Annotated in this window: 20 protein-coding genes; all 20 read left to right on the forward strand. The window is 41.3% G+C overall.

The annotated features are described in order from the left end of the window. Positions 1-121 precede the first annotated feature (121 nt). The 20 genes from yfmF (at position 122) to cotE (ending at position 24,515) form a co-directional block, all read left to right on the forward strand. Entirely contained in the window at positions 122-1,402 is a 1,281-nt protein-coding gene (gene yfmF, locus C6Y06_RS09065; RefSeq protein WP_106036802.1) for an EF-P 5-aminopentanol modification-associated protein YfmF, read from the forward strand. Further along, positions 1,399-2,691 (forward strand): EF-P 5-aminopentanol modification-associated protein YfmH, encoded by a 1,293-nt coding sequence (gene yfmH, locus C6Y06_RS09070; RefSeq protein ID WP_060596314.1) that lies wholly within the window; start codon positions 1,399-1,401, stop codon positions 2,689-2,691. The genes yfmF and yfmH overlap by 4 nt, the downstream gene beginning before the upstream one ends. 152 nt (positions 2,692-2,843) lie before the next feature. After that, on the forward strand, positions 2,844-3,320 hold the full coding sequence (locus tag C6Y06_RS09075; RefSeq protein ID WP_060596316.1) for a MarR family winged helix-turn-helix transcriptional regulator: 477 nt from the start codon (positions 2,844-2,846) through the stop codon (positions 3,318-3,320). Next, positions 3,298-6,417, forward strand: a complete 3,120-nt coding sequence (locus C6Y06_RS09080) for an MMPL family transporter (RefSeq protein ID WP_060596318.1) — start codon at positions 3,298-3,300, stop codon at positions 6,415-6,417. The genes C6Y06_RS09075 and C6Y06_RS09080 overlap by 23 nt, the downstream gene beginning before the upstream one ends. A gap of 31 nt (positions 6,418-6,448) precedes the next feature. Then, on the forward strand, positions 6,449-7,177 hold the full coding sequence (gene ymfI, locus C6Y06_RS09085; RefSeq protein ID WP_060596319.1) for an elongation factor P 5-aminopentanone reductase: 729 nt from the start codon (positions 6,449-6,451) through the stop codon (positions 7,175-7,177). 73 nt (positions 7,178-7,250) lie between these two features. Beyond that, positions 7,251-7,508, forward strand: coding sequence for a DUF3243 domain-containing protein (locus C6Y06_RS09090; RefSeq protein WP_003211590.1), 258 nt, complete (start codon positions 7,251-7,253; stop codon positions 7,506-7,508). A gap of 131 nt (positions 7,509-7,639) precedes the next feature. After that, positions 7,640-8,431 carry a DUF3388 domain-containing protein gene (locus C6Y06_RS09095; RefSeq protein ID WP_003211480.1) on the forward strand — a complete coding sequence of 264 codons (792 nt, stop codon included), beginning with the start codon at positions 7,640-7,642 and terminating at the stop codon, positions 8,429-8,431. 23 nt (positions 8,432-8,454) lie between these two features. After that, a complete protein-coding gene (locus C6Y06_RS09100; protein ID WP_060596321.1) occupies positions 8,455-9,366 on the forward strand; it encodes a helix-turn-helix domain-containing protein in 912 nt (303 codons plus the stop codon). Between the two features lie 75 nt (positions 9,367-9,441). Beyond that, positions 9,442-10,023 (forward strand): CDP-diacylglycerol--glycerol-3-phosphate 3-phosphatidyltransferase, encoded by a 582-nt coding sequence (gene pgsA, locus C6Y06_RS09105; RefSeq protein WP_060596323.1) that lies wholly within the window; start codon positions 9,442-9,444, stop codon positions 10,021-10,023. Between the two features lie 16 nt (positions 10,024-10,039). After that, positions 10,040-11,290, forward strand: a complete 1,251-nt coding sequence (locus tag C6Y06_RS09110) for a competence/damage-inducible protein A (RefSeq protein WP_060596326.1) — start codon at positions 10,040-10,042, stop codon at positions 11,288-11,290. 176 nt (positions 11,291-11,466) lie between these two features. Beyond that, positions 11,467-12,507 carry a recombinase RecA gene (recA, locus tag C6Y06_RS09115; RefSeq protein WP_034662211.1) on the forward strand — a complete coding sequence of 347 codons (1,041 nt, stop codon included), beginning with the start codon at positions 11,467-11,469 and terminating at the stop codon, positions 12,505-12,507. Between the two features lie 500 nt (positions 12,508-13,007). Continuing rightward, complete coding sequence (gene rny / locus C6Y06_RS09120) at positions 13,008-14,570, forward strand: ribonuclease Y (protein ID WP_003211958.1); 1,563 nt, start codon at positions 13,008-13,010, stop codon at positions 14,568-14,570. 88 nt (positions 14,571-14,658) lie between these two features. Continuing rightward, positions 14,659-15,453, forward strand: coding sequence for a TIGR00282 family metallophosphoesterase (locus tag C6Y06_RS09125; protein WP_034662209.1), 795 nt, complete (start codon positions 14,659-14,661; stop codon positions 15,451-15,453). 201 nt (positions 15,454-15,654) lie between these two features. Next, positions 15,655-15,915 carry a stage V sporulation protein SpoVS gene (gene spoVS, locus C6Y06_RS09130; protein ID WP_003211281.1) on the forward strand — a complete coding sequence of 87 codons (261 nt, stop codon included), beginning with the start codon at positions 15,655-15,657 and terminating at the stop codon, positions 15,913-15,915. 202 nt (positions 15,916-16,117) lie between these two features. Further along, the gene (locus tag C6Y06_RS09135; protein ID WP_034662205.1) at positions 16,118-19,162 is read left to right on the forward strand and encodes an efflux RND transporter permease subunit; all 3,045 of its coding nucleotides are present in this window, start codon (positions 16,118-16,120) and stop codon (positions 19,160-19,162) included. Between the two features lie 174 nt (positions 19,163-19,336). Continuing rightward, positions 19,337-20,401 carry an L-threonine 3-dehydrogenase gene (gene tdh, locus C6Y06_RS09140; protein ID WP_034662202.1) on the forward strand — a complete coding sequence of 355 codons (1,065 nt, stop codon included), beginning with the start codon at positions 19,337-19,339 and terminating at the stop codon, positions 20,399-20,401. Then, the gene (locus C6Y06_RS09145; RefSeq protein WP_106036803.1) at positions 20,398-21,579 is read left to right on the forward strand and encodes a glycine C-acetyltransferase; all 1,182 of its coding nucleotides are present in this window, start codon (positions 20,398-20,400) and stop codon (positions 21,577-21,579) included. The genes tdh and C6Y06_RS09145 overlap by 4 nt, the downstream gene beginning before the upstream one ends. A gap of 158 nt (positions 21,580-21,737) precedes the next feature. Beyond that, the gene (gene miaB, locus C6Y06_RS09150; RefSeq protein WP_060596336.1) at positions 21,738-23,264 is read left to right on the forward strand and encodes a tRNA (N6-isopentenyl adenosine(37)-C2)-methylthiotransferase MiaB; all 1,527 of its coding nucleotides are present in this window, start codon (positions 21,738-21,740) and stop codon (positions 23,262-23,264) included. A gap of 1 nt (position 23,265) precedes the next feature. Continuing rightward, entirely contained in the window at positions 23,266-23,700 is a 435-nt protein-coding gene (gene ricA / locus C6Y06_RS09155) for a regulatory iron-sulfur-containing complex subunit RicA (protein WP_003211238.1), read from the forward strand. A 269-nt stretch (positions 23,701-23,969) separates the two neighbouring features. Next, positions 23,970-24,515 (forward strand): outer spore coat protein CotE, encoded by a 546-nt coding sequence (gene cotE, locus C6Y06_RS09160; RefSeq protein WP_003212450.1) that lies wholly within the window; start codon positions 23,970-23,972, stop codon positions 24,513-24,515. Positions 24,516-24,613: the final 98 nt, after the last annotated feature.

The following is a 24,613-nucleotide window of genomic DNA, read 5'->3' on the forward strand; positions in this document are numbered from 1 at the left end:
GAGGCGTTTTTATTTCCTATCCTTTCCTCTGATTGATATAATGTCTATTAAATGGCTGTTTCACGTATATATCAGCTATGTTCTAATACATAATAAATAGGATGAACAAAGGAGGTTTCTCATGACGTACTTACAAGAGAAGACACTAGACACACCTGGTCTTCATACTCATATTGTCAAAACAGAAAAATTTAAAACGGTCACAATCCTTTTTAAAATGCTTGCGCCTCTATCGAAAGATGACGTCACCATGCGTTCACTTTTCCCGCATGTGCTGTTAAGAGGAACAGAAAAAATGCCGAAAACAGGAGAATTGCGTGCTTATTTTGATGAGCTTTATGGTGCTACTGTTTCAGCAGACATGGCGAAAAAAGGGGAGAATCACATCATTACCTTCCGCCTGGAAATGGCGAATGAAAAATATTTAAAGGATCAAACACCTTTACTAGAAAAAGGAATTGCTTTACTATCTGATCTACTATTCCATCCGTATGTTGAAGATGGAGCGTTTAGTCAATTATATGTAGATCAAGAAAAACGTACTTTAAAACAGCGAATTCAAGCAGTGTATGATGATAAAATGCGTTACTCGAACTTAAGGCTTGTGCAGGAAATGTGCAAAGGTGAACCATATGCACTGCACGTCAATGGAGAAATGGAAGATATCGAAACGATCACAGCTCACTCGCTTTTTGAAGCTTATGAGCATGCGCTTCAATCGAATCAGCTTGATCTTTATGTTGTGGGAGATGTTGACGAACAAGACATCAGCCGAATGGTCTCTCAATACTTCAAAACAAGTGATAGAGAACCGGTCAAACAACACGCTGAGTCAACAAGAACGCAAAAAGAAGCAAAAGAAGTCATTGATGAAGAGGACGTGAAGCAAGGCAAGCTGAATATCGGCTTTCGCACGCATACGACGATTGCAGATGAAGATTATCCGGCGCTGCATTTGTTTAATGGCATATTTGGCGGCTTCTCGCATTCGAAGCTATTCATCAATGTTCGGGAAAAAGCAAGTCTTGCGTACTACGCTGTGTCTAGACTTGAGAGCTTTAAAGGCTTGATGATGGTCATGTCAGGAATTGAAGTCGGCAACTACCAGCAGGCAGTAGACATTATTAAAGAACAATTTGAAGCGATGCAAAAGGGTGATTTTTCAGATGAAGCGATTGACCAAACAAAGGCTGTCGTCAAAAATCAGCTACTTGAAACGATCGATACATCTTATGGGACAGCAGAATACCTGTATCAGCATGCCGTTGTGCCAACAGGAGAAACGCTTGATTCCTTTTTACAAGCACTTGACCGAGTGACAAAAGAGGACATCATCAAAGTGGGTCAGAAAATCGAATGGGATACGACCTATTTTCTTAAAGGAACGGAGGGTGCTTCATGACAGTGAAAACAATTCAATTCGACCAGCTGCAAGAAACGGTCTATCACGAAAAAATGGAGAGCGGACTTGACGTTTATGTGCTCCCAAAGCAAGGGTTTAACAAAACCTATGCGACTTTTACAACCAAATATGGCTCTGTCGATAACGAATTTGTGCCGCTTGGCAAAGAAGACATGATTCGAGTGCCTGACGGAATTGCCCATTTCTTAGAGCATAAACTGTTTGAAAAAGAAGATGGAGACGTATTTCATACATTTAGTAAGCAAGGAGCATCCGCAAATGCTTTTACAACGTTTACGAGAACAGCTTACTTATTCTCAAGCACCTCAAATGTCGAACAAAATCTTGAGACGCTCATTGATTTTGTTCAAGAGCCTTATTTTACTGAAAAAACGGTCGAAAAAGAAAAAGGCATCATTGGTCAAGAGATTAACATGTATGATGACAATCCGGACTGGCGTTTATTCTTCGGTCTGATTGAAAATCTATATCAAGAGCATCCCGTGAGAATTGATATTGCTGGAACAGTAGAAAGTATTGCTCCGATTACAAAAGATCATTTGTATGAATGCTATGAAACGTTCTATCACCCGAGCAATATGCTTCTATTTGTTGTCGGTCCCGTTGATCCAAAGCAAATATTAGATCAAGTCAGAGCGAATCAGGCGAAAAAGCCATTTACAGACCAGCCAGAGATCAAACGAAAAGACATCAATGAGCCTGAAGGTGTGTACCGAAAAGAATACGAACTTCCAATGAACGTACAAGGCTCGAAATGTATGTTCGGGTTGAAAACAAAGAATCCTCATAAAAAAGGAAATCAGCTGCTAAAACATGAGCTCGGGATGAATCTCATTTTAGAGACGCTGTTTGGTAAAAGCTCCTTACAATATGAACAAATGTATGAAAAAGGCTTAATTGATGAGACCTTCAGCTACGATTATACGGAAGAAGGCGGCTTTGGCTTCACGTCAGTTGGCGGAGATACAAATGATCCTGATCAACTGGCAAAAGTATTAAAAGAAACCCTTCTTCAAGCAAAGAACTTGATGTCAGAAGAGAAAATTGAGCTCGCGCGCAAGAAGAAAATCGGCAGCTTTTTAAAAGCCATGAACTCTCCCGAATACATTGCGAACCAATTCACTCGATATGCATTTTTAGACATGAGCTTATTTGATGTCGTGACCATGCTGGAACAAATCCAATTAGCCGACATTCAGCAAATTTTAGAGGAAGAAATTGATGAAGAACGGATGTCCGTTTTCAAAGTCGTCCCGAAAACAAAATAAATAAAAAAAGACAAACTCAGATCAAATGAGTTTGTCTTTTTTATGTCTAATTGATAAAAGCATGTTATTAGTGAGGATTTTCATTGACAATCAATTTGTTCGTTAGTTAAACTCTTTAATAGTTAAACACTTAAACTAAAAAGGAGCAGCGTATGGAACAAAATAAAATTGCACAGCTCATTCAGAGATATGCAGACGTCTATCTCATGATGGAAAAAAAGGTATCGGGTATGATCACGGAAAAGCTTGATAAAGAGCTGACGCTTGATCAGTATTACTCGCTTCGATACATCAATTTACATCCTGGATGTACATCAACTGACCTTGCAAATGTATGTAATGTGAACAAAAGTGCGGTAACCTCCATGACAAATCGTCTTTTTACGAAAAACTATATTGTCCGTGAGCACGATCAAGCCGATCGAAGAAATGTTCACCTGTACGTTACGCCAGAGGGCAAAGATGTGGTCAGCCGAATGGAAAAGCAGCTTCAGGATCTAGTTCGATCTTATTTTGAAAAGCTGGAAGAAAAAGAAATGGAATCATTTATTCAAACATATGAAAAGATCTATCAAGTGATCATCGAAGAGGAGGCACAAAGTACTAATGAGAGCAATCATAAAGGGTAGATGGCTGATCACGATTCTATGGATCGTATTAGCGGCAGTGTTACTCATCACAGCTCCTAATATGGCGCAATTAACAAAAGAAAAAGGGCAAATTTCAGTACCAGACGGCTATCCGTCCTCATATGCAAATCAGTTATTAAAGAAAATGTCTGAAAACGGTGATACAGAAAAATCAATCGTCATTGTCTTTCAAGAAAAGAACATCGTCAAAGAAAGAGAAACATCTTTAAAAAAGGCAATGGAGATTTTAGAAAAGGATCATGATCTACATGTAGAAGATATCACTTCTTATTTTGACGCCAACAAAGATATCAAAAAACAGATGCTCTCTAAAGATCGCACGACGCTCCTTGTTCCAGTTACATATGACTCAAACAAAATCAAAGCTTCCGATTTTAAAGAAAAAGTCAATGAAAAGCTGAAGAGCTTAAACCTAACATTTGAAATGACAGGACAGCCGTTAATTGATGATGATGTGATCACAAGCTCGCAAGAAGGTCTGAAGAAAACAGAGTTCATTACGATTGGGTTTATTCTCATCGTTCTTGTCCTTGTCTTTAGATCAGCTGTGGCGCCTTTCGTACCATTAGTCGCAGTAGCTCTGTCTTACTTGGTGAGTCAATCCATCGTGGCTTATTTAGTTAAATATCTCGACTTCCCGCTCTCGACCTTTACCCAAATTTTCATGGTCGCGATCATGTTTGGAATAGGAACGGACTACTGCATTCTGCTTCTCAGTCGCTTTAAAGAAGAGATCGCACACGGTAAAGATAAAATTGAGGCGATTCTGATTACGTATAAAACAGCAGGAAAGACCGTTTTATTCAGCGGAATTGCTGTGCTAATCGGTTTTACCTGTATAGGCCTGGCGCAATTCCAGCTCTATAAATCAGCTGTTGCAGTAGCAGTTGGTGTCGCTGTGCTGATTGTGGCGCTTCTCACGATTGTTCCGTTCTTTATGGCGGTTTTAGGAAAAGTGTTATTTTGGCCGATTAAAGGTGATATTGCTCATCCGCAGTCAAAAATGTGGGAAACAGCAGGACGCTTTTCATTTAAAAAACCACTTTTCAGTTTATTAATCGTAGGAATCATTACGCTTCCGCCCATTCTCATGTATAAAGGAACGCTTTCGTATAACAGCTTAGATGAAATCGGTAATAAATACGAATCAGTCAATGCATTCAATACCATTTCTGACAAATTTGGGCCAGGAGAAGCACTGCCGGCAACGATTGTCGTCAAATCAGCTGATCTGTTAGACAACAATAAAGGGCTGATTGCTGTTGAAAAACTCAGCCGTGCAATTGAACAAACAGATGGCGTAAGTAAAGTGAGAAGTGCGACACGTCCTGTCGGTAAAGGGCTGAGTGATCTGTACGTGAAATCACAAGCCAAAGAGCTGAATACCGGACTTGATAAAAGCAATGAAGGCTTGAAAAAAATCCAAGATGCACTGACGACAATGAGTAAATCTATTGAAGATCAAACGCCGCAGATCAAATCATCTGGAAAAGGCATTAACCAGCTGATTTCTGGCACTGAATCAGTACAAACAGGCATTCAAAATGTCGAGAAAATGTTAAGAAAACTGCAAAGCGGAATCGATCAAAACAAAAACGGTGTAGCAGAGATTAAAGAAAAAATTAAAAGTGCGAAAAAGGAATTAACGGCTCAAGTCGCACAAGTGAATCAGCAAGTTGCGCTATATAAAAGCATTTCCAAAGAATTAAAGGCAGCATTAGCGCAAGTTGATACGTCATCCTCTGCCGCAGCGGATGTAAAAGCATTAATCACACAAGCAAATCAACAATTTAGTACACTCGAAAAACAAATTCCGCAGGTAAAAGAAAATCAATCGTATCAAGCCATCAAAGCTTCATATAATGAACTTTCTACGACCTTGCAAGAAGGGGCGAAACAGGCAGACAGCTATGCCAAACAAGCAAAAGAAGCCAAAAAACAGCTTGAAGCAGCGGATGCCTTTATCGCAAAAGCTTCAGAGCAGCAGAAAGTCTTGACGAGTCAAATCGATGAGCTCATTGCTGGCTTAGACGCAATTGAAACTGGACTTGATCAAACGTCTAAAGGTCAAGGACAGTTAGCTGATAATATGCCGAAGCTTGCAAATGGAGCTGGCAAAGTGATTGATGGTCAAAAACAAATGAAAGAAAAGATTGGCGGCTTTGGTGATGACCTGACCAAGCTGACAGATGGGCTGAACAAAAGCGCAAGTGGACTGGAGAAAATTTCAAGCGGGTTAATGGGTGCAGGTGACTACTTAGACGAACTGAAAAATGCACCAGATCAAGACATGGCCGGCTGGTTTATCCCAAAAGACGTGCTGAAAAATAAAGCATTCAAGCAAGTATTTGATTCATACATGTCGGATGACCGCAAGATGACAAAAATTGATGTCATTTTAGAAAAAAATCCATATGGCAATGAAGCCCTGTCGACGATCAAACAAGTAGAAGCTTCTGTCGAGCGGGCACTTCCTGAAACGAACCTAAAAGATGCATCATTCGGCGTTTCAGGTGTATCAAGTATGAACGCTGATTTAAAACAGCTGTCAGACCAAGATTTCAATAAGACGGTTCTTTACATGATGATCGGTATTTTCCTCATCCTGGTGATCCTGTTCCGTTCGCTTGTTATGCCGCTGTACTTGGTAGGTTCACTTATTTTGACTTACTTTACAGCTATCGGGATGACAGAATTTATTTTCACCCATTTCTTCGGATACCCGGGCATTAACTGGGCTGTTCCATTCTTTGGATTTGTCATATTAATGGCGCTCGGAGTCGATTATTCGATTTTCTTAATGGAGCGGTTCAATGAATACAAAACAAAAGACATTCAGTTTGCTATGACCGAATCAATGAAGAATATGGGCTCTGTCATTATGTCTGCTGCTGTTATTTTGGCAGGAACCTTTGCAGCAATGCTTCCTTCAGGAGTGCTGTCTCTCCTGCAGATAGCAACACTTGTTCTAACAGGACTTTTGCTGTACGCACTCGTTGTGCTACCATTGTTCGTACCTGTGATGGTGAAATTGTTCGGATCAGCTAACTGGTTCCCATTTAAACGAAAAGAATAGATATTTCAAATAGAAAGTAGGAATCCATGTGATGAGTCGTTGGGCGCTGATAACAGGTGCCAGTGGCGGGATTGGGCAGGCTGCAGCCAAAAAGCTTGCCCATGAAGGCTGCCACGTGATGCTCCATTATCACAAAAATGAACAGTCAGCCGTGCAGCTTGCCGCTCAGCTGGAAGAAACATGTCATATTCAGACGCACGTCGTTCAAGCGGATTTAGCTAAAATGGGCGGAGCAGATGAGCTCGTCAGCCGTCTGCCTGTATCCCCAGATATTCTTGTATTAAATAGCGGTAAAAGTCATGTCGGATTAGTGACAGATACAGAAAAAGATGTATTAGCCAGTATGGTGCAGCTGCATGTCACAAGTCCATATGAGCTCACCCAACACCTATTGCCAGCCATGATTCAAAAAAAAGCAGGTCATATTGTTGTAGTAAGCTCGATATGGGGAGAAACAGGTGCATCGTGTGAAGTGCTGTACAGCATGGTGAAGGGGGCGCAAAATGCGTTTATTAAAGGTCTGGCAAAAGAGCTTGCCCCAAGTGGAATTAGAGCAAATGCTGTTTCGCCAGGTGCTGTCCGTACAGACATGATGAAAAGCTTCACACAAGAAGATATTGCAATGCTTGAGGAAGAAATCCCGCTTGGCCGGCTTGCATCACCTGAGGAGATTGCAAATGTCATTTGGTTTCTCGCCTCAAAGCAGTCAAGTTATATGACAGGTCAAATTTTATCCGTTAATGGCGGCTGGTACTGTTAAAAAACGTGTATAATTCGTCTCTCCATGACAAAAGCTATGGCTGTAATTCATCTTTTCGAATGGAGGAATCGACATGTCAGTACTTGAGAACTGGGACCATTGGAAAAACTTTTTAGGTGACCGTTTAAATCATGCGCAGGATAAAGGTTTAAAAGATGATACCATCAATAACCTTGCGTATGAAATTGGCGGATATTTAGCTAACGAAGTTGAAGCAAAGAACGAGCAAGAAAGAGTACTTGCTGACCTTTGGAGCGTTGCATCAGAAGATGAGCAGCGCGCTATTGCCAATATGATGGTCAAGCTGGTTGAAAATAATAGCTCGCACTAAACAAAAAGAGGGGTCGTTTGTGCCTCTCTTTTTATTTTAACCGTTTAGCAACATTGTGCTTTCTAAAAATGTGAAAATGCTTTATGATAAAGGAAGGTAAAAATTTGCCACAATGAAGGGGGTAATATCATTTGGCAAAGCTCGAATGGTATTTTGAATATGAGATACAGGTAAACCGTCCCGGACTATTAGGAGACATTTCTTCTCTAATGGGGATGCTTTCAATTAATATTGTGACAATTAATGGTGTTGATGTATCAAGACGCGGAATGCTTTTGCGCTGTGACCACACAGATCAAATTAAGCGCCTTGAATCAATTTTAAATACAATGGAAACGATAAAAGTAACGAAATTAAGACAGCCAAAACTTCGTGACCGCTTAGCGGTTCGTCACGGCAGATATATTCAGCGTGATGCGGATGACAAAAAGACGTTCCGTTTTGAAAGGGACGAGCTTGGTCTTCTTGTTGATTTTATGGCTGAACTATTTAAAAAAGAAGGACATAAATTGATTGGGATTCGCGGGATGCCGCGTGTCGGAAAGACAGAATCAATTGTGGCTTCAAGTGTATGTGCCAGCAAGAGATGGCTTTTTGTATCGTCCACTCTTTTGAAACAGACGATCCGAAGTCAGCTGATTGCGGATGAATACAGCCCAGATAACGTCTTTATTATTGATGGGATTGTGTCGACGCGAAGAGGTTCTGAGAAGCACTTGCAGCTTTTAAGAGAAATTATGAGACTGCCGGCAACGAAGGTGGTTGAGCATCCAGACATCTTTATTCAAAATTCAGAATATACAATGGATGATTTCGACTATATCATTGAATTGCGTAATAGTGCAGATGAAGAGATTACATATGAGCACGCTGAAGAACCACAAGTGTTTGATCATTCTGGTTTTTCTGGCTTCGATTTTTAATATGGTAATGGTAGGTGTTTGTTTTGACTGAATTGGGAAAACGGCTCATTGAGGCCAGAGAGGAAAAAGGGATGTCGCTGGAGGATCTTCAGACGGTGACCAAAATCCAAAAGCGCTACTTGCTAGCAATCGAACAAGGAAACTATGATATTATTCCAGGTAAATTTTACGTCAGAGCGTTTATTAAACAATATGCCGAAGCCGTTGGACTAAATCCTGAACAATTGTTCGAAGAATTTCGTAAAGATGTACCGAGCACGTATAACGATGAAGTATCTGATAAATTATCAAATATTAAGCCGCAAAGAGAGCTGCCAAAGCCTGCCTCGAAGGTGCTTGAGCTGCTGCCGACCATCTTGATTATTGGAGGCGTCCTTGTGGTCATCGCGATCATTTATGTAATTGTGCAGGCGGTCAATCATGATAGCGGGCAGAAGAACAATCAGGCGGCTCCTCAGCAGTCAGAATCTAAATATGAAGTATCTGAGGATTCATCTCTCGCAAAGGATCAAAAGAAAAAAGAAAAAGTTTCGTCAGATGATCAAGAAAAATCATCTAAAAAAGATGATTCATCAAAGGATTCATCCAAAGACGATGAAACGGTCTCTTTGAAGGCAGCGAATACGGAAGGCTCAACGACAACGTATGAAGTGTCAGGTGCAGATGAGATGGAGTTAACCATTTCTGCAACAAAAGCTTCATGGCTGCGCGTCAGAGACGAATCTGGAAAAGTGCTGAAGATGGGTGAACTAAAAGATGGCGAATCGTTTAAAACAGACTTGTCTGAGCTCTCTCAGGTCGATATCCGTCTAGGCAATGCGACTGGAATTGATATCAAGGTGAATGACGAAACGCTTAAGTACGAATTAGACCCTAAAAACACCATGACACAAAACATTGTGATTGTGAATAAAGGAAAGGAAAAGTCATCTTAAGCAAGCAGATGACTTTTCTTTTGTTCCTACTATTATATATACATAAAAAAATGGCTTATTGGAGGATTGAATTTCATGTTTAACTTACCGAATAAAATAACTCTTTCCAGGATCGCCTTGATCCCTGTTTTTATGATCATTATGCTTGCACCTTTAGATTGGGGTGTTGCGCGTTTTGGTCACGTCAGCATCGAAGTGACGCATCTTGTTGGAGCAATCCTGTTTATTGTCGCTTCGACAACTGACTGGATTGATGGGTACTATGCGCGTAAACTTAACTTAGTGACAAACTTTGGTAAATTTTTAGATCCGCTTGCAGATAAATTGCTTGTTTCAGCTGCTTTAATTATACTTGTTCAATACAACCTCACACCGGCATGGATGGCGATTGTGATCATTAGCCGTGAATTTGCTGTAACCGGTCTAAGGCTTGTATTAGCCGGAGGCGGTGAAGTGGTAGCAGCTAATATGCTTGGAAAAGTGAAAACATGGGCGCAAATCATTGCGATTTCAGCAATTCTATTGCATAACCTGCCATTTGAACTTGTATCATTCCCGTTTGGTGACCTTGCGATGTGGGTAGCAGTGTTCTTCACTGTTGTGTCAGGCTGGGATTACTTTGCAAAAAACTGGGAAGCTTTAAAGAATTCTAACTAAAAAGGACGTGTACGCTTTGAAGTCAGAGAGAAAAGCAGAAATTATTGCAGTCGGGTCCGAACTTTTGCTAGGGCAAATTACGAATACGAATGCACAATTTATCAGCAAACAGCTAGCTGAAATTGGTGTGAATGTTTATTACCACACAGCAGTTGGTGACAATCCAGAGCGTTTAAAAAGGGCCATTCAAGTGGCGCAGGAAAGATCGAATTTTATTATCTTCTCAGGTGGTCTTGGACCAACCAAAGATGATTTAACAAAAGAAACCATTGCGAGTACGCTCGGAAAAGAGCTCGTGCTAAATGAAGAAGCATTTGAATCCATTCAAGACTACTTTCGAAAGACTGGACGAGACATGTCGCCGAATAACCGTAAGCAGGCACTCGTTCTAGAAGGATCTGATGTGCTCGTAAACCGGTTTGGGATGGCCCCAGGTATGTTTATTCAAGAAGACGATACATTTTATATGTTGCTTCCTGGACCGCCAAGTGAACTGCATCCGATGTTTGAGAACGAGGCGAAGCCGCTGATTTCTGAGAAACTGGGTTTAAAGGAAAAAATCGTGTCTGTTGTTCTCCGCTTCTTCGGAATCGGTGAATCACAGCTTGAAACAGACCTAGAAGATTTAATTGATGCTCAAACCAACCCAACGATTGCACCTCTCGCATCTGACGGTGAAGTGACACTTAGGCTCACGGCTAAGCATGAGGATGAAAAAGAAACGGAGCGTCTGTTAAAAGAAACAGAAGCGAAAATTTTAGCGCGGGTAGGAGAGTACTTCTACGGGTATGGTGATACATCACTAGTCCGTGAAGCTTCCAAGGCCTTGCACGAACACGGGAAAACAGTGGCAGCGGCTGAGAGCCTGACTGGCGGAATGTTTTCTGAATGGCTGACAGATCTTGAAGGTGCATCGTCGATTTTAAGCGGCAGTGTCGTTTGTTATACAAATCAAGTCAAACAGCAGGTGCTTGGCTGCCGGGAGGAAACGTTGTCTTCTCATGGTGCTGTCAGCAAAGAGTGTGCTCTAGAGCTTGCTGAAGGTGCTAGAAAGCTCGCGGGAAGTGATATTGGCATTAGTTTTACGGGTGTAGCAGGCCCTGATACCCACGAGGGACAGCCTGTCGGAAAAGTGTTCATTGGGCTATCTACGAAAGACCATACAGACGTGTTTGAATGGATGTTTACAGGAAGCCGGTCGGGCATTCGAAAGCGCGCTGTGAAATACGGTCTGCATCACTTGCTCAATTTATTAAAAGAGAGTTAATTTTGTTTTTTGTTAGGTTTACTCCTTTATAAAAGAGTGTTTTTTCTAATAGAAATCACTCTTTTCTTAAAAATCTGCCAAGAAAAAATCGAATATGTGTTCGTTTTTTTCTTGGCAAATGACGTAAAACAAGGTATAGTATAGATAGTGGAATTGATAAAGGAGGAAACAATAGAATGAGTGATCGTCAAGCAGCCTTAGATATGGCTCTTAAACAAATAGAAAAACAGTTTGGTAAAGGCTCTATTATGAAACTAGGAGAGCAAACAGATACACGCATTTCAACAGTACCGAGTGGTTCGTTAGCACTTGATACTGCACTTGGAATAGGTGGATATCCTCGCGGCCGTATTATTGAAGTATATGGTCCAGAGAGTTCTGGTAAAACGACAGTAGCACTTCATGCCATTGCTGAGGTTCAGCAGCAGGGAGGACAAGCTGCATTTATCGATGCAGAGCATGCGCTCGATCCAGTTTACGCTCAAAAACTAGGTGTCAATATTGATGAGCTGTTACTTTCTCAGCCTGATACAGGAGAACAAGCACTTGAAATTGCAGAAGCTCTTGTCCGCAGTGGTGCAGTTGATATTGTTGTTATTGACTCAGTAGCTGCTCTTGTACCAAAAGCAGAGATTGAAGGGGACATGGGTGATTCACATGTTGGTTTACAAGCACGTTTGATGTCCCAAGCACTTCGTAAACTATCAGGTGCCATTAATAAATCGAAAACAATTGCCATCTTTATTAACCAAATTCGTGAAAAAGTTGGGGTCATGTTCGGTAACCCTGAAACAACGCCAGGTGGACGTGCGCTTAAGTTCTATTCGTCTGTTCGTTTAGAAGTGCGCCGTGCTGAACAGCTGAAGCAGGGCAATGACATTATGGGGAATAAAACGAGAATTAAAGTGGTGAAAAACAAAGTAGCACCGCCATTCCGTATTGCAGAAGTAGACATTATGTACGGTGAAGGAATCTCAAAAGAGGGAGAAATCATCGACCTTGGAAGCGAACTAGATATCGTACAAAAGAGCGGTGCTTGGTATTCTTATCAAGAGGAACGTCTTGGGCAAGGCCGCGAAAATGCGAAACAGTTCCTTAAAGAAAACAAAGATATTCTTCTCATGATTCAAGAACAAATTAGAGAGCACTACGGTTTGGACACAAACGGAGTGAAAGCAGCTGAAGAAGAAGAAGGACAAGAGGAATTGGAAATTTAAAGACTAAAAGACGCTGAAAAGCGTCTTAGATGGTTGACAAAGGGCTAAAATGATCTTTATTTTAGCCCTTTGTCTTCTTTTCAGCGTGATAGAAAACCTTTGAAGTCTTGGAAGGGCGAGTACCGGAGCGGAGCGAATTAAACATTCGTGAGCACCGGAGCGCAGACCTGACACCGAATGCGAGGGTTTGTCTACACGCTAAAGACGCTGAAAAGCGTCTTTTTTTTACATTTACATGACAGCTAGCAGGTCAAAAGTTCTGTCTTTGCTTGAAATAACGACTTACGCCTCAGTCTGACTAGCTTGACAAGTATTTCCGACACAATTACAATGGGAATGTATCACTTGTTTTTCTTAACATGATTGATAACTAATTTAAACTTGACAAGGGCAGTGAGGATCTCATTCCCTGTGAAGGCCCTGTATGTTGAGACACAAAACAATGTACATGCCGACACTTTATTTGTAAAACCAAGTTCATAGCAAGAGGAGGTGAAAATATGTCGCCTACGATGTTTACGATCATCTCCATTTTGCTGAGCCTAATCTGTTTAGTTGTTGGCTACTTTGTTCGTAAAACCATTGCAGAAGCAAAAATATCCGGCGCAAGAAACATGGCCGAACAAATTGTTGAGGATGCAAAGCGTGATGCGGAAGCATTGAAGAAAGAAGCGCTCTTGGAAGCGAAAGATGAAATTCATTCCTTTCGTGTAGAGGCGGAGCAAGAAGTTCGTGAAAGACGTAATGAGCTTCAAAGACAAGAAAACCGTTTACTTCAAAAAGAGGAAAATCTTGATCGCAAAGACGAATCTTTAGATAAACGGGAGTCCCTGTTGGAGAAGAGAGATCATTCTCTGAATGAACGACAACAACATATTGAAGAGATGGAAAGCAAAGTGGATGATATGATTCGTTTGCAGAAAGCCGAGTTAGAACGCATTTCTAGTTTAACTCGAGATGAAGCGAAACAAATCATTCTGGATCAAGTTGAAAATGAGCTTTCCCACGACATTGCAGTCATGACGAAAGAATCTGAAAACCGAGCGAAAGAAGAGGCTGATAAAAAGGCGAAAAACATTCTTTCACTTGCGTTACAGCGTTGTGCAGCTGATCATGTAGCTGAAACGACGGTATCTGTAGTCAATCTTCCAAATGATGAGATGAAAGGTCGTATTATCGGACGTGAAGGACGAAATATCCGTACGTTAGAAACGTTAACAGGTATTGACTTGATCATAGATGATACACCTGAAGCTGTTATCCTATCGGGCTTTGATCCGATTAGACGTGAAACAGCGAGGATAGCTCTGGACAAGCTAGTCCAGGATGGCCGCATTCATCCTGCACGAATTGAAGAAATGGTGGAAAAATCACGCCGTGAAGTCGATGATTATATCCGTGAGATGGGTGAGCAAACGACATTCGAAGTCGGAGTTCACGGTCTGCATCCGGATCTCATCAAAATTCTCGGTCGCTTAAAATTCCGTACAAGTTATGGACAAAATGTCCTGAAGCATTCAATTGAGGTTGCACATCTTGCAGGTCTCATGGCTTCAGAGCTTGGAGAAGATGCAAAGCTTGCAAAACGAGCAGGTCTTCTGCATGACATTGGAAAAGCCATTGATCATGAAGTAGAAGGAAGCCACGTAGAAATTGGCGTTGAGCTTGCGACGAAATATAAAGAGCATCCTGTTGTCATCAACAGTATTGCCTCTCACCACGGTGACCAAGAACCGACATCCATTATCGCTGTTCTTGTTGCGGCAGCAGATGCATTGTCTGCAGCACGCCCTGGTGCAAGAAGTGAGACGCTTGAAAATTACATTCGGAGACTTGAGAAATTAGAAGATATCTCTGAATCTTATGAAGGTGTTGAAAAATCGTTTGCGATACAGGCTGGACGTGAAGTACGTATTATGGTGAAGCCAGATTCAATTAATGATCTTGAAGCTCACCGTCTAGCAAGGGATATTCGTAAGCGGATTGAGGACGAGCTCGATTACCCTGGTCACATTAAAGTGACGGTCATTCGAGAAACTCGCGCAGTAGAGTATGCAAAATAGAGCGGTGCGCTTAGCGCCGCTTTATTTTTTTGTGTAAATATGCAACACTGATAAGAAGTCAATTTATAAGAGAAAGGGTTCAAAGCGCATGAAAATATTATTTGTTGGAGATATCGTCGGTTCACCTGGACGAGACACACTGAAAGAATACTTGCCAAAGTTGAAGAAGAAATATCAGCCCCACTTTACCATTGTCAACGGAGAAAATGCTGCTCATGGGAAAGGGATAACTGAAAAAATCTATCATGAGCTGCTGCAAGCAGGAGCTGACGTGCTTACAATGGGCAACCATACATGGGATAAAAGAGATATTTTTGATTTCATCGATGACGCAGCCAACATGGTTCGTCCGGCGAACTTCCCAGAAGGCACACCTGGTAAAGGTCTTACGTTTATAAAAAAACAAGGAAAAGAACTGGCCGTCATCAATTTACAAGGACGCACTTTTTTACCGCCAATTGACTGCCCGTTTCAAAAAGTAGACGAGTTAATTGCGGAAGCATCCAAACGTACACCGTTCATTTTTATTGATTTTCATGGTGAAGCCACAAGTGAAAAGCAAGCGATGGGCTGGTATACAGACGGCCGTGCATCATGTGTCGTTGGAACGCATACACATGTTCAAACAGCAGATAACCGCGTTTTGCCAAAAGGAACTGCGTATATTTCAGATGTGGGAATGACAGGACCTTATGATGGCATTTTAGGTGTTGATCGGGAGACGATTATTAAACGATTCAAAACGAGTCTTCCAGTCCGTTTTGAGATTGCAGAAGGACGCACAACATTAAGTGCAGTAATCGTAGAAATTGACGAACAGTCGAAAAAAGCTGTCAAAATTGATCGAATTTTGATAAATGATGACCATATTTTCTTTGAATAAATGTTCACATATTTATTTCAGAAAAATATTAATCAGAAAGAAGGAATATGCGCCCTCTATCGTGAATATAGTAAAAATGGTAGGTAGCCTGCTATTTTTGAAAAACATTTTGGGGATGGATTTTCAAAAAATAGCATCATCTAACAAAGATTGTTCTAATGAACACTCACTTATCCATTGTAAATTTAAGGGGGAGCAGAAATGGAAATTTTAAAAGTTTCAGCAAAGTCAAATCCGAATTCAGTAGCAGGAGCATTAGCAGGCGTTTTACGTGAACGCGGTGCAGCGGAAATACAAGCAATCGGCGCTGGAGCGCTGAATCAGGCGGTCAAGGCTGTAGCCATAGCAAGGGGATTTGTTGCACCAAGCGGAGTGGATTTGATATGCATTCCAGCCTTTACTGACATTCTTATCGATGGAGAAGAAAGAACAGCAATCAAATTGATTGTTGAACCACGATAATTCTAATTTTATTATTTTCAACCTGCTTACATCATGTAAGCAGGTTGTTTTTGTTTACCACTATACATTTCTTATATAACATATTCAGTTCATGAAATAGATAAAAATGACATATTAGAGCTTGCATTTTTTCACCATGATGATAAATTAAGGTTAAGTTAAAAATACTTCATCAAAAATAAATATTTAAGTAGGTGAAATAATGATTGAAGCTTTTTTGAAAAGAGGAAAGCTTGTTTTTATTTTATTTTTTATTGTTCTCATTGCTGGCGGCTATTTATTCGCGCAGCTCCCTAAACGAGAACTGCCAGAATTCCAAGCGAATATCGTCACGATTTCCACCGTGTTTCCTGGTGCGGATGCAAAACAGGTGGAAAGTAATGTAACCAATAAGCTCGAATCAGCCATATCTGATATCAATGGTGTAGAGAAAACGAGCTCTGTTTCTGCCATTGGTTTTTCAAATATTGTGCTTGAAATTGATGATCAAGCCGACTTTCAAAAGGTGGCAAGTCAAATTAAGAATGAAACCAGGAGTGCTGCGTCGTCCTTTCCTAATGGAGTGATGGAGCCGGATGTAAAGGATGAGTTCGGCAACGTGCCGGTTGGTTCTTATATGGTTGTGGCGAGTCAATTAACGGACTTGGCAAAAAGTCAGGAATCGCTGCGTGCGTTGAAGGAAAAGGTTGAGGACATCAAAGGGGTAGACAGTGTCGTCATCAAAGGATTCAATGACAAACAAGCGGTATTAAACTTAGATTCAAGTAAATTGGAGGATGAAGGGTTAAATGTAACGGATGTCACAAATGCCATCAATCAGGAATTTGACACATCTCCACTAGGCGACATTCGGGCAGGCGGCGAGAAGGTTAAGCTGTCCATTGATGCCTATGACCGTTTGGATCAAGTGAAAAAGATTGAGCTTTTCTCCAAAACGAACCGTGAGCCGGTCACAATCAGTCAGCTTGGCAGCTTAAAAGAAGTAGAAAAAGAGAAAAGTGACATTGTGTCGTATAACGGAAAGCCCGCCTATTCATTTACAGTCAATATCAAACCCGGGCTGGATATTCCTAAAATGTACGACAAAGTCAGTGATGTTATTAAGAAAGAGAAGCAGCTTCCAAATGGTGTGGAGTGGGTAGACTACTATTCACAAAAAAGTGATGTGGATGCTATTTTTAATGATTTGATAAAAGAAGCCATTGTTGCGGTCATCGCTGTCATTATCGTCACCACACTTGGTCTTACCATTGGCGGTGCGTTCATCGTTTCACTTGCCATCCCATTATCGATCACAATCGGAACGATTCCGCTGCCATTTTTACAAGTAGACCTCAATCAGATTTCGATTATCGGCTTTATCATTGCCCTAGGAATACTTGTCGATGATGCCATTGTCGTCAACGATAATATTTTAAGGCAGATGAAAAAATACGAAAGTCCGCTTAAAGGAACGATTGCAGGTGTGAAAGAAGTTGCAGGGTCTATTTTGACTTCAACACTTGCGGTTGTGTTTGCTTTCTTGCCACTTGTTTTCTTATCAGGTGCAAACGGTTCATTTATACGAGCATTACCGTCTGTCCTAGTCACGACTGTACTTGCGTCTATGGTGATTTCTCTGACACTAGTGCCAGTCTATCAATATACCGTGAACCGAAAAAGAAAGAACAAGAAAATTCAAAAAGAGCCAGGATTCCTAGGCAAACCGTTAAAAAAATTAGCTGATTTTTATGCAGACCGTGTGCTGACGAACATTGTGAAGCGTCCGCTGCTTATTGGCCTAAGTGGTTTGCTCGTTGCAACGCTTGCCTTTTTACTGATTTTCGTCACACCATTTGAATTTTTCCCTGCAGCGAATAAAAAAGAAGTGGTTGTCACTGTCACTCTTCCAAGTGAAACAACATTAGACAAAACAAATGAAACATTAGAGAAAATAGAACAAGAGATGAAACAGCAGAAAGGCATTGAAGAGACGGCGATCTTTGCAGGCGGCGGTGTACCGAACCTGTTTAATGAAAGTATCTCAAATTCAAGTGATCATACTGGTCAAGTTGTCGTGAGAGTAGACAATGATCAAATGACGAGTAAACAATTGATAGATCGTATGACAGAGCCATTGCGTAAGAAATTCAAAGATGCTGATATTTTTATGAAAACCATTGTTCAAGGGCCGCCAACCGGTGCGCCTGTGACAGTAACCATTGCGGGTGACTCTTTTGCAAAGCTCATTAATATCAAAGAAACGCTCACAAGTGAAATGAAAGAAAAAGGAGCGAGCTTGATCACTGACGATGTCAATCAGCCGGTAAAAACCATCTCCTTTGAGTTAAACCGTGACCGAATGGCAGAGGATGGTCTCAGCGCTCAGTTTGTCAGCAAACAGCTCGGTCTAGTGACAGAAGGCATGCCATTAGGCAGCTTTAAACAAGGATCAAATGATATCGACCTAGTGGTCAAACAGGATATGGCTACACACCAAAATGGATTAAAGCTAAAAGAAATAAAAGTGCCTGTCAATTCAAATGAAGGTGGTATGCCTTCACTCGAGCCGCTTAGCCGATATGTAAAAGAAAAAGAAACAGAGCAGTACGAAAGCATTCCACATGAAAATGGAATTCCGACCATTACGCTGAAGGCGTACCCTGGCACGTCAGAGTCGTTTAAAGATGACATGAAAGAAGTCGTCAATCAAGTAGGAAAAACGGATGCAGCGAAGGAGCTAACCATTTCTCAAGGTGGAGAAAATGAAGATCAAACCCAGTTCTTTATTGAAATTAGTCTCTTATTTGGGGTTGTCTTGCTGCTCATTTATGTGACCATCGCTTTTCAGTTCAATTCATTGATGCTTCCATTGTTAGTTCTAGGTACGGTTTACTTAGCGATATCTGGAGCTGTTATAGGACTGTTTGTCACACAAACACCGTTCAGCTTCATGGCAACCATGGGAATTGTCTCATTAGCTGGTATCGTGGTCCGAAATGCGGTTGTCTTGTTCGAATTTATTGAGCAGCGGCGTAAGCAAGGATTCGATCAACAGACAGCTGTCATTGAAGCGGGAAGAGCTAGGATTAGGCCAATTTTACTAACAGCCTTTACAGCACTGGTTGCCCTTATGCCTGTAGCATTAAGTAATGATCCGCTCTTTAAGCCGCTGGCAATCTGCATAGTTTCGGGTGTCTTTTTCTCAACGATTCTCACACTCTTCATTGTACCAGCCTTATATATTGCCGTTTCAAAAAGACGGTGACGCAAAAAGCAAATCTCCTTCTCTACGGGGATTTGCTTTTTTTTTAGAAAAATATCCAAAAAAATATGTGGAGTGTTCATTTGTCTTTTTACAGTAGACAGTGGTATTTACGACTAAAATAAGACGTGTTAAAATCTCATTGGGAGAAGTTTTTTAACAAAGGGGTTGTACGTCATGTGTGGAACGATGAAAGCAATTGTTAAAAAAGAAAGCGCTTACGGGGCGGTACTGATGGAAATGCCGATTCCAGAAATCAATGATCATGAAGTATTGATTCAGGTGAAAGCCACTTCGATATGCGGAACAGACGTGCATATTTATAACTGGGATGACTGGGCAAAGGGAAGAGTTAAAGCGCCCTACATTTTTGGACATGAATTTACAGGGGAAGTTGTCAAAGTAGGGAAGCAAGTCTCACGTGCAAAAGTAGGGGATTTTGTATCGGCAGAGACACATGTTGTATGTAATCAGTGCTATATGTGTTTAACCGGTCAGCAGCATTTGTGCAGTGAAACAAAAATTTTAGGGGTAGACATTGACGGCTGCTTTGCTGAATATGTCAAAGTACCTGAACAAAATGTGTGGCACAATCCAGCTCAAATGCCAGTAGAGCTTGCGTCTATCCAAGAGCCGCTTGGAAATGCTGTTCATACAGTGCTGCACACACCCGTTTCAGGTAAGTCAGTGGCGATTTTTGGCTGCGGACCAATCGGTTTAATGGCGATCGCCGTCGCGAAAGCTTCCGGTGCTGTTCAAGTGTTTGCCGTCGATCAAAACGAATACAGGCTGGATCTTGCCCGAAAAATGGGGGCAGACCATATCGTGGATATTGGAAAAGATGATCCTGTTGAGGTGATTAAGCAGTTCACACGGATGGAAGGAGCAGATGTGATATGCGAGATGTCAGGACATCCAGTTGCCATTAATCAAGCTCTCGAAGCTTGTGCAAATGGAGGGAAAGTCAATATACTAAGCTTGCCAGAACGGCCAGTGACAATTGATATTACGAATCAAATTGTTTTTAGGGGATTAACCGTCCAAGGAATCACGGGGAGAAAAATGTTTGAGACGTGGCGTCAAGTATCTGAGTTATTAAGAACGAATACCATCGATGTCCAGCCAGTTGTCACCCATACGCTGCCATTTGAACAGTTCGAAAAGGGATTTGAACTCATGAGAAATGGTACGTGCGGAAAGGTCGTACTGATGCTGCCATCAAATCAAAGGGGGAAGAAATGATGAAAGAATTCACGTATTTACAAGATGAATTGGAAACAATGAAGCAGCAAGGCACCCACCAAACATTGAAAGAGATCGACTCAAAACAATCATCCACTGTGACATTAAATGAACAATCTGTCATACAGCTCTCCTCAAATAACTACTTAGGCCTCACCTCACATCCAAGGCTGATGAAAGCGGCAAAAGAGGCAATTGATGAATTTGGTGCTGGCACAGGGTCTGTACGAACCATCGCCGGCACAATGACGATGCACGAACGTCTTGAAAAAAAGCTCGCTGCATTTAAAAAGACAGAGGCAGCCCTTGTGTTCCAATCAGGCTTTACGACCAACCAAGGGGTCTTATCAAGTATCCTGACAAAAGATGATATTGTTATTTCAGATGAACTGAATCATGCCTCAATCATTGACGGCATCCGATTAACAAAAGCAGATAAAAAGGTATACGGTCATTCCAATATGGAACAGCTTGAGAAAATTTTAAAGAAATCTATGAATTACCGCATGCGTCTCATCGTCACAGATGGTGTGTTCTCGATGGATGGAGATATTGCGCCACTTCCTGAGATTGTCAGGCTCGCAGAAGCATATGATGCATTTGTGATGGTAGACGATGCGCATGCCTCGGGCGTGCTTGGTGAAAATGGCCGCGGGACAGTCAACCATTTTAAACTCGACGGCAGAGTGCATATTCAGGTTGGGACACTTAGTAAGGCTGTCGGAGTCCTTGGCGGCTATGTAGCGGGTTCAGCAGTTTTAATTGATTATTTAAAACATAAAGCAAGACCGTTTTTATTCAGCACCTCACATCCGCCAGCAGTGACTAGAGCGTGTGAAGAAGCGATTGAAGTGCTGTTAGATGAACCGGAGCGAATTGGCACGCTCTGGGAGAACGCCGCCTATTTTAAAGAAAAAGTCGTCAGTCTTGGATTTCAGGTTGCACCCACAGAAACACCGATTATTCCAATCATGATTGGAGACGAAGCCCTTACTTTCCGCTTTTCAAAGGCTTTAATAGAGCGAGGCGTGTTTGCTCAAGGCATCGCCTTCCCAACTGTGGCAAAAGGAAAAGCGAGAATTAGAGCCATCATCACAGCAGAGCACACAAAAGAAGAACTAGACCGTGCACTGACGGTGATCAAAGAAGAAGCAAAAAAACTGAACATACTTGATTGAGAGAGCGCAGGCTCTCTTTTTTTAATAAAGAGATTGGCTGTGACCTTCTTGCTGAATAGGCATTTTTTATAGAAAAACTGTATATGAATTTATTTTCAATTCATCACAAAATAGTCTATACTGTAGGGTGGAGCTTGGTTTGAAAGGAGTACAAATTCATGAATGAAGAGCAGAGAAAAGCGAGCGGACAAGTAAGTTCATCGGACAAAAAATCCGAGAAGGACTACAGCCAGTATTTTGAAGCTGTGTACATTCCGCCTTCCTTAAAAGAAGCAAAAAAACGGGGTAAAGAAGAAGTCGAATACAATCAATTTCAAATTGACGAGCGGTTTCAAGGTTTAGGGAACGGCCGCAAGTTTTATATTCGAACATATGGCTGTCAAATGAATGAGCATGACACAGAAGTGATGGCTGGTATCTTTATGGCGCTTGGTTATGAGCCAACAAACTCAACGGAAGATGCAAATGTCATCTTATTAAACACTTGTGCGATTCGTGAAAATGCGGAAAACAAAGTGTTCGGAGAGCTTGGTCATTTAAAAGCATTAAAACGTGAAAAGCCAGATTTAATTTTAGGTGTCTGCGGATGTATGTCGCAAGAGGAATCTGTCGTCAACCGTATTTTGAAGAAACATCCATTTGTTGATTTGATTTTCGGTACACACAACATTCACCGCCTGCCAGAGTTGTTATCTGAATGCTATCTTTCAAAAGAAATGGTCATCGAGGTTTGGTCAAAAGAAGGCGATGTCATTGAAAACCTTCCGAGAGCCCGCCAAGGAAAAATTAAGGGCTGGGTGAATATTATGTACGGTTGTGATAAATTCTGTACATACTGTATCGTCCCTTACACGCGCGGTAAGGAAAGAAGCCGCCGCCCGGATGAAATTATTCAAGAGGTCAGACGTTTAGCGGCAGAAGGATATAAGGAAATTACCCTTCTTGGTCAAAACGTGAATGCGTATGGAAAAGATTTTGAAGACATGGAATATGGTCTTGGACACCTGATGGATGAGCTGCGTAAAATCGATATTCCGCGTATCCGTTTTACAACAAGCCACCCGCGTGACTTTGACGATCACTTAATTGAAGTGCTTGCTAAGGGTGGGAACCTTCTCGATCATATTCATTTGCCAGTTCAATCAGGAAGTTCTTCTGTATTGAAACTCATGGCGAGAAAATATGACCGTGAGCGTTATCTTGATCTTGTGCGCAAAATCAAAGAAGCCATGCCAAATGCTTCATTAACAACGGACATTATTGTTGGGTTCCCAAATGAGACAGATGAGCAGTTTGAGGAAACACTTTCCCTCTATCGCGAGGTTGAGTTTGATGCCGCTTATACGTTCATTTACTCTCCAAGAGAAGGAACACCAGCAGCGAAAATGCAAGACAACGTGCCAATGCATGTGAAAAAAGAACGTCTGCAGCGCCTGAATGCCCTCGTGAATGAAATTTCCGCGAAAAAAATGAAGGAATATGAAGGGCAGACTGTCGAAGTATTAGTAGAGGGTGAAAGTAAAAACAACCCTGAAATCCTAGCCGGATATACAAGTAAAAGCAAGCTTGTGAATTTTAAAGCACCAAAAGAAGCGATTGGCAACATCGTCAAAGTGAAAATCACACAAGCCAAAACTTGGTCTCTTGACGGAGAAATGGTTGGAGAAGCTATCGAGGTGAATTAAAATGACGCTTTATTCAAAAAAAGAGATTGTCGAGCGTGCAAGAGAGCTCGCTAAAATGATTTCTGAAACAGAAGAAGTTGATTTCTTCAAGAAAGCAGAAGCGCAAATCAATGAAAATACAAAAATTTCAACGATTATTAATCAAATTAAGGCGCTTCAAAAACAAGCTGTGAATTTAAAGCATTACGGCAAACATGAAGCCTTAAAGCAAGTGGAAGAAAAAATCGATGCCCTGCAAGAAGAACTGGATGAAATCCCGGTGATTCAAGAATTCAAAGAATCACAAGTGGAAGTCAATTCCCTGCTTCAGCTCGTAGCGCATACGATTTCTAATCAAGTAACAGATGAAATCATTCTTTCAACCGGCGGTGACCTCTTATTAGGAGAAACCGGTTCAAAAGTGAAAAACTCATCACCAAGTTGCTCCATTAAATGAGAAAACCCCGCAGATGCGGGGTTTTTTGCTTTGCTATCATCATTTTTTGAAAGAACAGAAGAAATTCACCCTTCCTGTTCTACCTCTTGCTTCGTCACCCCAAAATCTCTCACTCTCCAACTTTTCCAATTTTCAAGGCAAGTTTATGGGCGACCATGCATACACTGAAACAGAAATGAATTTAATTGAACATGAAGTTCAAAATCGTGACACACTAGACGAATGCCCAGCATAAGATAAAACGATCAAGAACAAGGAGGCATGCCGGAATGTCTGAATACAGAGAGATTATTACAAAAGCGGTGGTTGCAAAAGGGAGGAAATTCACCCAAAGCACACACACCATTTCTCCATCGCAAAAACCAACCAGCATCCTAGGTGGTTGGATCATTAATCATAAGTATGATGCTGAAAAGGTCGGTAAAACTGTTGAGATTGAAGGAACCTTTGATATTAACGTATGGTATTCTTACGCTGATAACACAAAAACAGAAGTCGTCACAGAACGGGTGAAATATGTAGACATCATCAAACTGAGATATAAAGATAAAAATTTCCTTGATGATGAGCATGAAGTGATTGCAAAAGTGCTGCAGCAGCCGAATTGTTTAGAAGTGACCATTTCACCAAACGGCAATAAAATTATCGTTCAGGCAGAACGTGAATTCATTGCTGAAGTGGTAGGAGAAACAAAAATTGTTGTAGAGGTCAATTCAAGCTGGAAAGAAAAAGATGATCACGAGTGGGAAGAAGAGGTGGATGAGGAGTTAGAGGATATTCATCCAGAATTCCTAGCGGGTGATCCAGAAGAGTAATTGATGACTAGGGCGCATATCCCCCTAGTTTTTTTGTGTCCTATCTAGGAGAAAAAAGGGGATTTTTTATGCTATAATGAAAGATGGTATGAATTCGA

Origin of the sequence: Bacillus sp. MZGC1, from assembly GCF_002998605.1 — a bacterium.
Classification (GTDB): Bacteria; Bacillota; Bacilli; order Bacillales; family Bacillaceae; genus Bacillus.

Excerpts from the sequence above, each read along its gene's own strand:
- yfmF (WP_106036802.1), top strand. The coding sequence starts at position 122 with ATGACGTACTTACAAGAGAAGACACTAGACACACCTGGTCTTCATACT.
- yfmH (WP_060596314.1), top strand. The coding sequence starts at position 1,399 with ATGACAGTGAAAACAATTCAATTCGACCAGCTGCAAGAAACGGTCTAT.
- C6Y06_RS09075 (WP_060596316.1), top strand. The coding sequence starts at position 2,844 with ATGGAACAAAATAAAATTGCACAGCTCATTCAGAGATATGCAGACGTC.
- C6Y06_RS09080 (WP_060596318.1), top strand. The coding sequence starts at position 3,298 with ATGAGAGCAATCATAAAGGGTAGATGGCTGATCACGATTCTATGGATC.
- ymfI (WP_060596319.1), top strand. The coding sequence starts at position 6,449 with ATGAGTCGTTGGGCGCTGATAACAGGTGCCAGTGGCGGGATTGGGCAG.
- C6Y06_RS09090 (WP_003211590.1), top strand. The coding sequence starts at position 7,251 with ATGTCAGTACTTGAGAACTGGGACCATTGGAAAAACTTTTTAGGTGAC.
- pgsA (WP_060596323.1), top strand. The coding sequence starts at position 9,442 with ATGTTTAACTTACCGAATAAAATAACTCTTTCCAGGATCGCCTTGATC.
- recA (WP_034662211.1), top strand. The coding sequence starts at position 11,467 with ATGAGTGATCGTCAAGCAGCCTTAGATATGGCTCTTAAACAAATAGAA.
- rny (WP_003211958.1), top strand. The coding sequence starts at position 13,008 with ATGTCGCCTACGATGTTTACGATCATCTCCATTTTGCTGAGCCTAATC.
- C6Y06_RS09125 (WP_034662209.1), top strand. The coding sequence starts at position 14,659 with ATGAAAATATTATTTGTTGGAGATATCGTCGGTTCACCTGGACGAGAC.
- spoVS (WP_003211281.1), top strand. The coding sequence starts at position 15,655 with ATGGAAATTTTAAAAGTTTCAGCAAAGTCAAATCCGAATTCAGTAGCA.
- C6Y06_RS09135 (WP_034662205.1), top strand. The coding sequence starts at position 16,118 with ATGATTGAAGCTTTTTTGAAAAGAGGAAAGCTTGTTTTTATTTTATTT.
- tdh (WP_034662202.1), top strand. The coding sequence starts at position 19,337 with ATGTGTGGAACGATGAAAGCAATTGTTAAAAAAGAAAGCGCTTACGGG.
- C6Y06_RS09145 (WP_106036803.1), top strand. The coding sequence starts at position 20,398 with ATGATGAAAGAATTCACGTATTTACAAGATGAATTGGAAACAATGAAG.
- miaB (WP_060596336.1), top strand. The coding sequence starts at position 21,738 with ATGAATGAAGAGCAGAGAAAAGCGAGCGGACAAGTAAGTTCATCGGAC.
- ricA (WP_003211238.1), top strand. The coding sequence starts at position 23,266 with ATGACGCTTTATTCAAAAAAAGAGATTGTCGAGCGTGCAAGAGAGCTC.
- cotE (WP_003212450.1), top strand. The coding sequence starts at position 23,970 with ATGTCTGAATACAGAGAGATTATTACAAAAGCGGTGGTTGCAAAAGGG.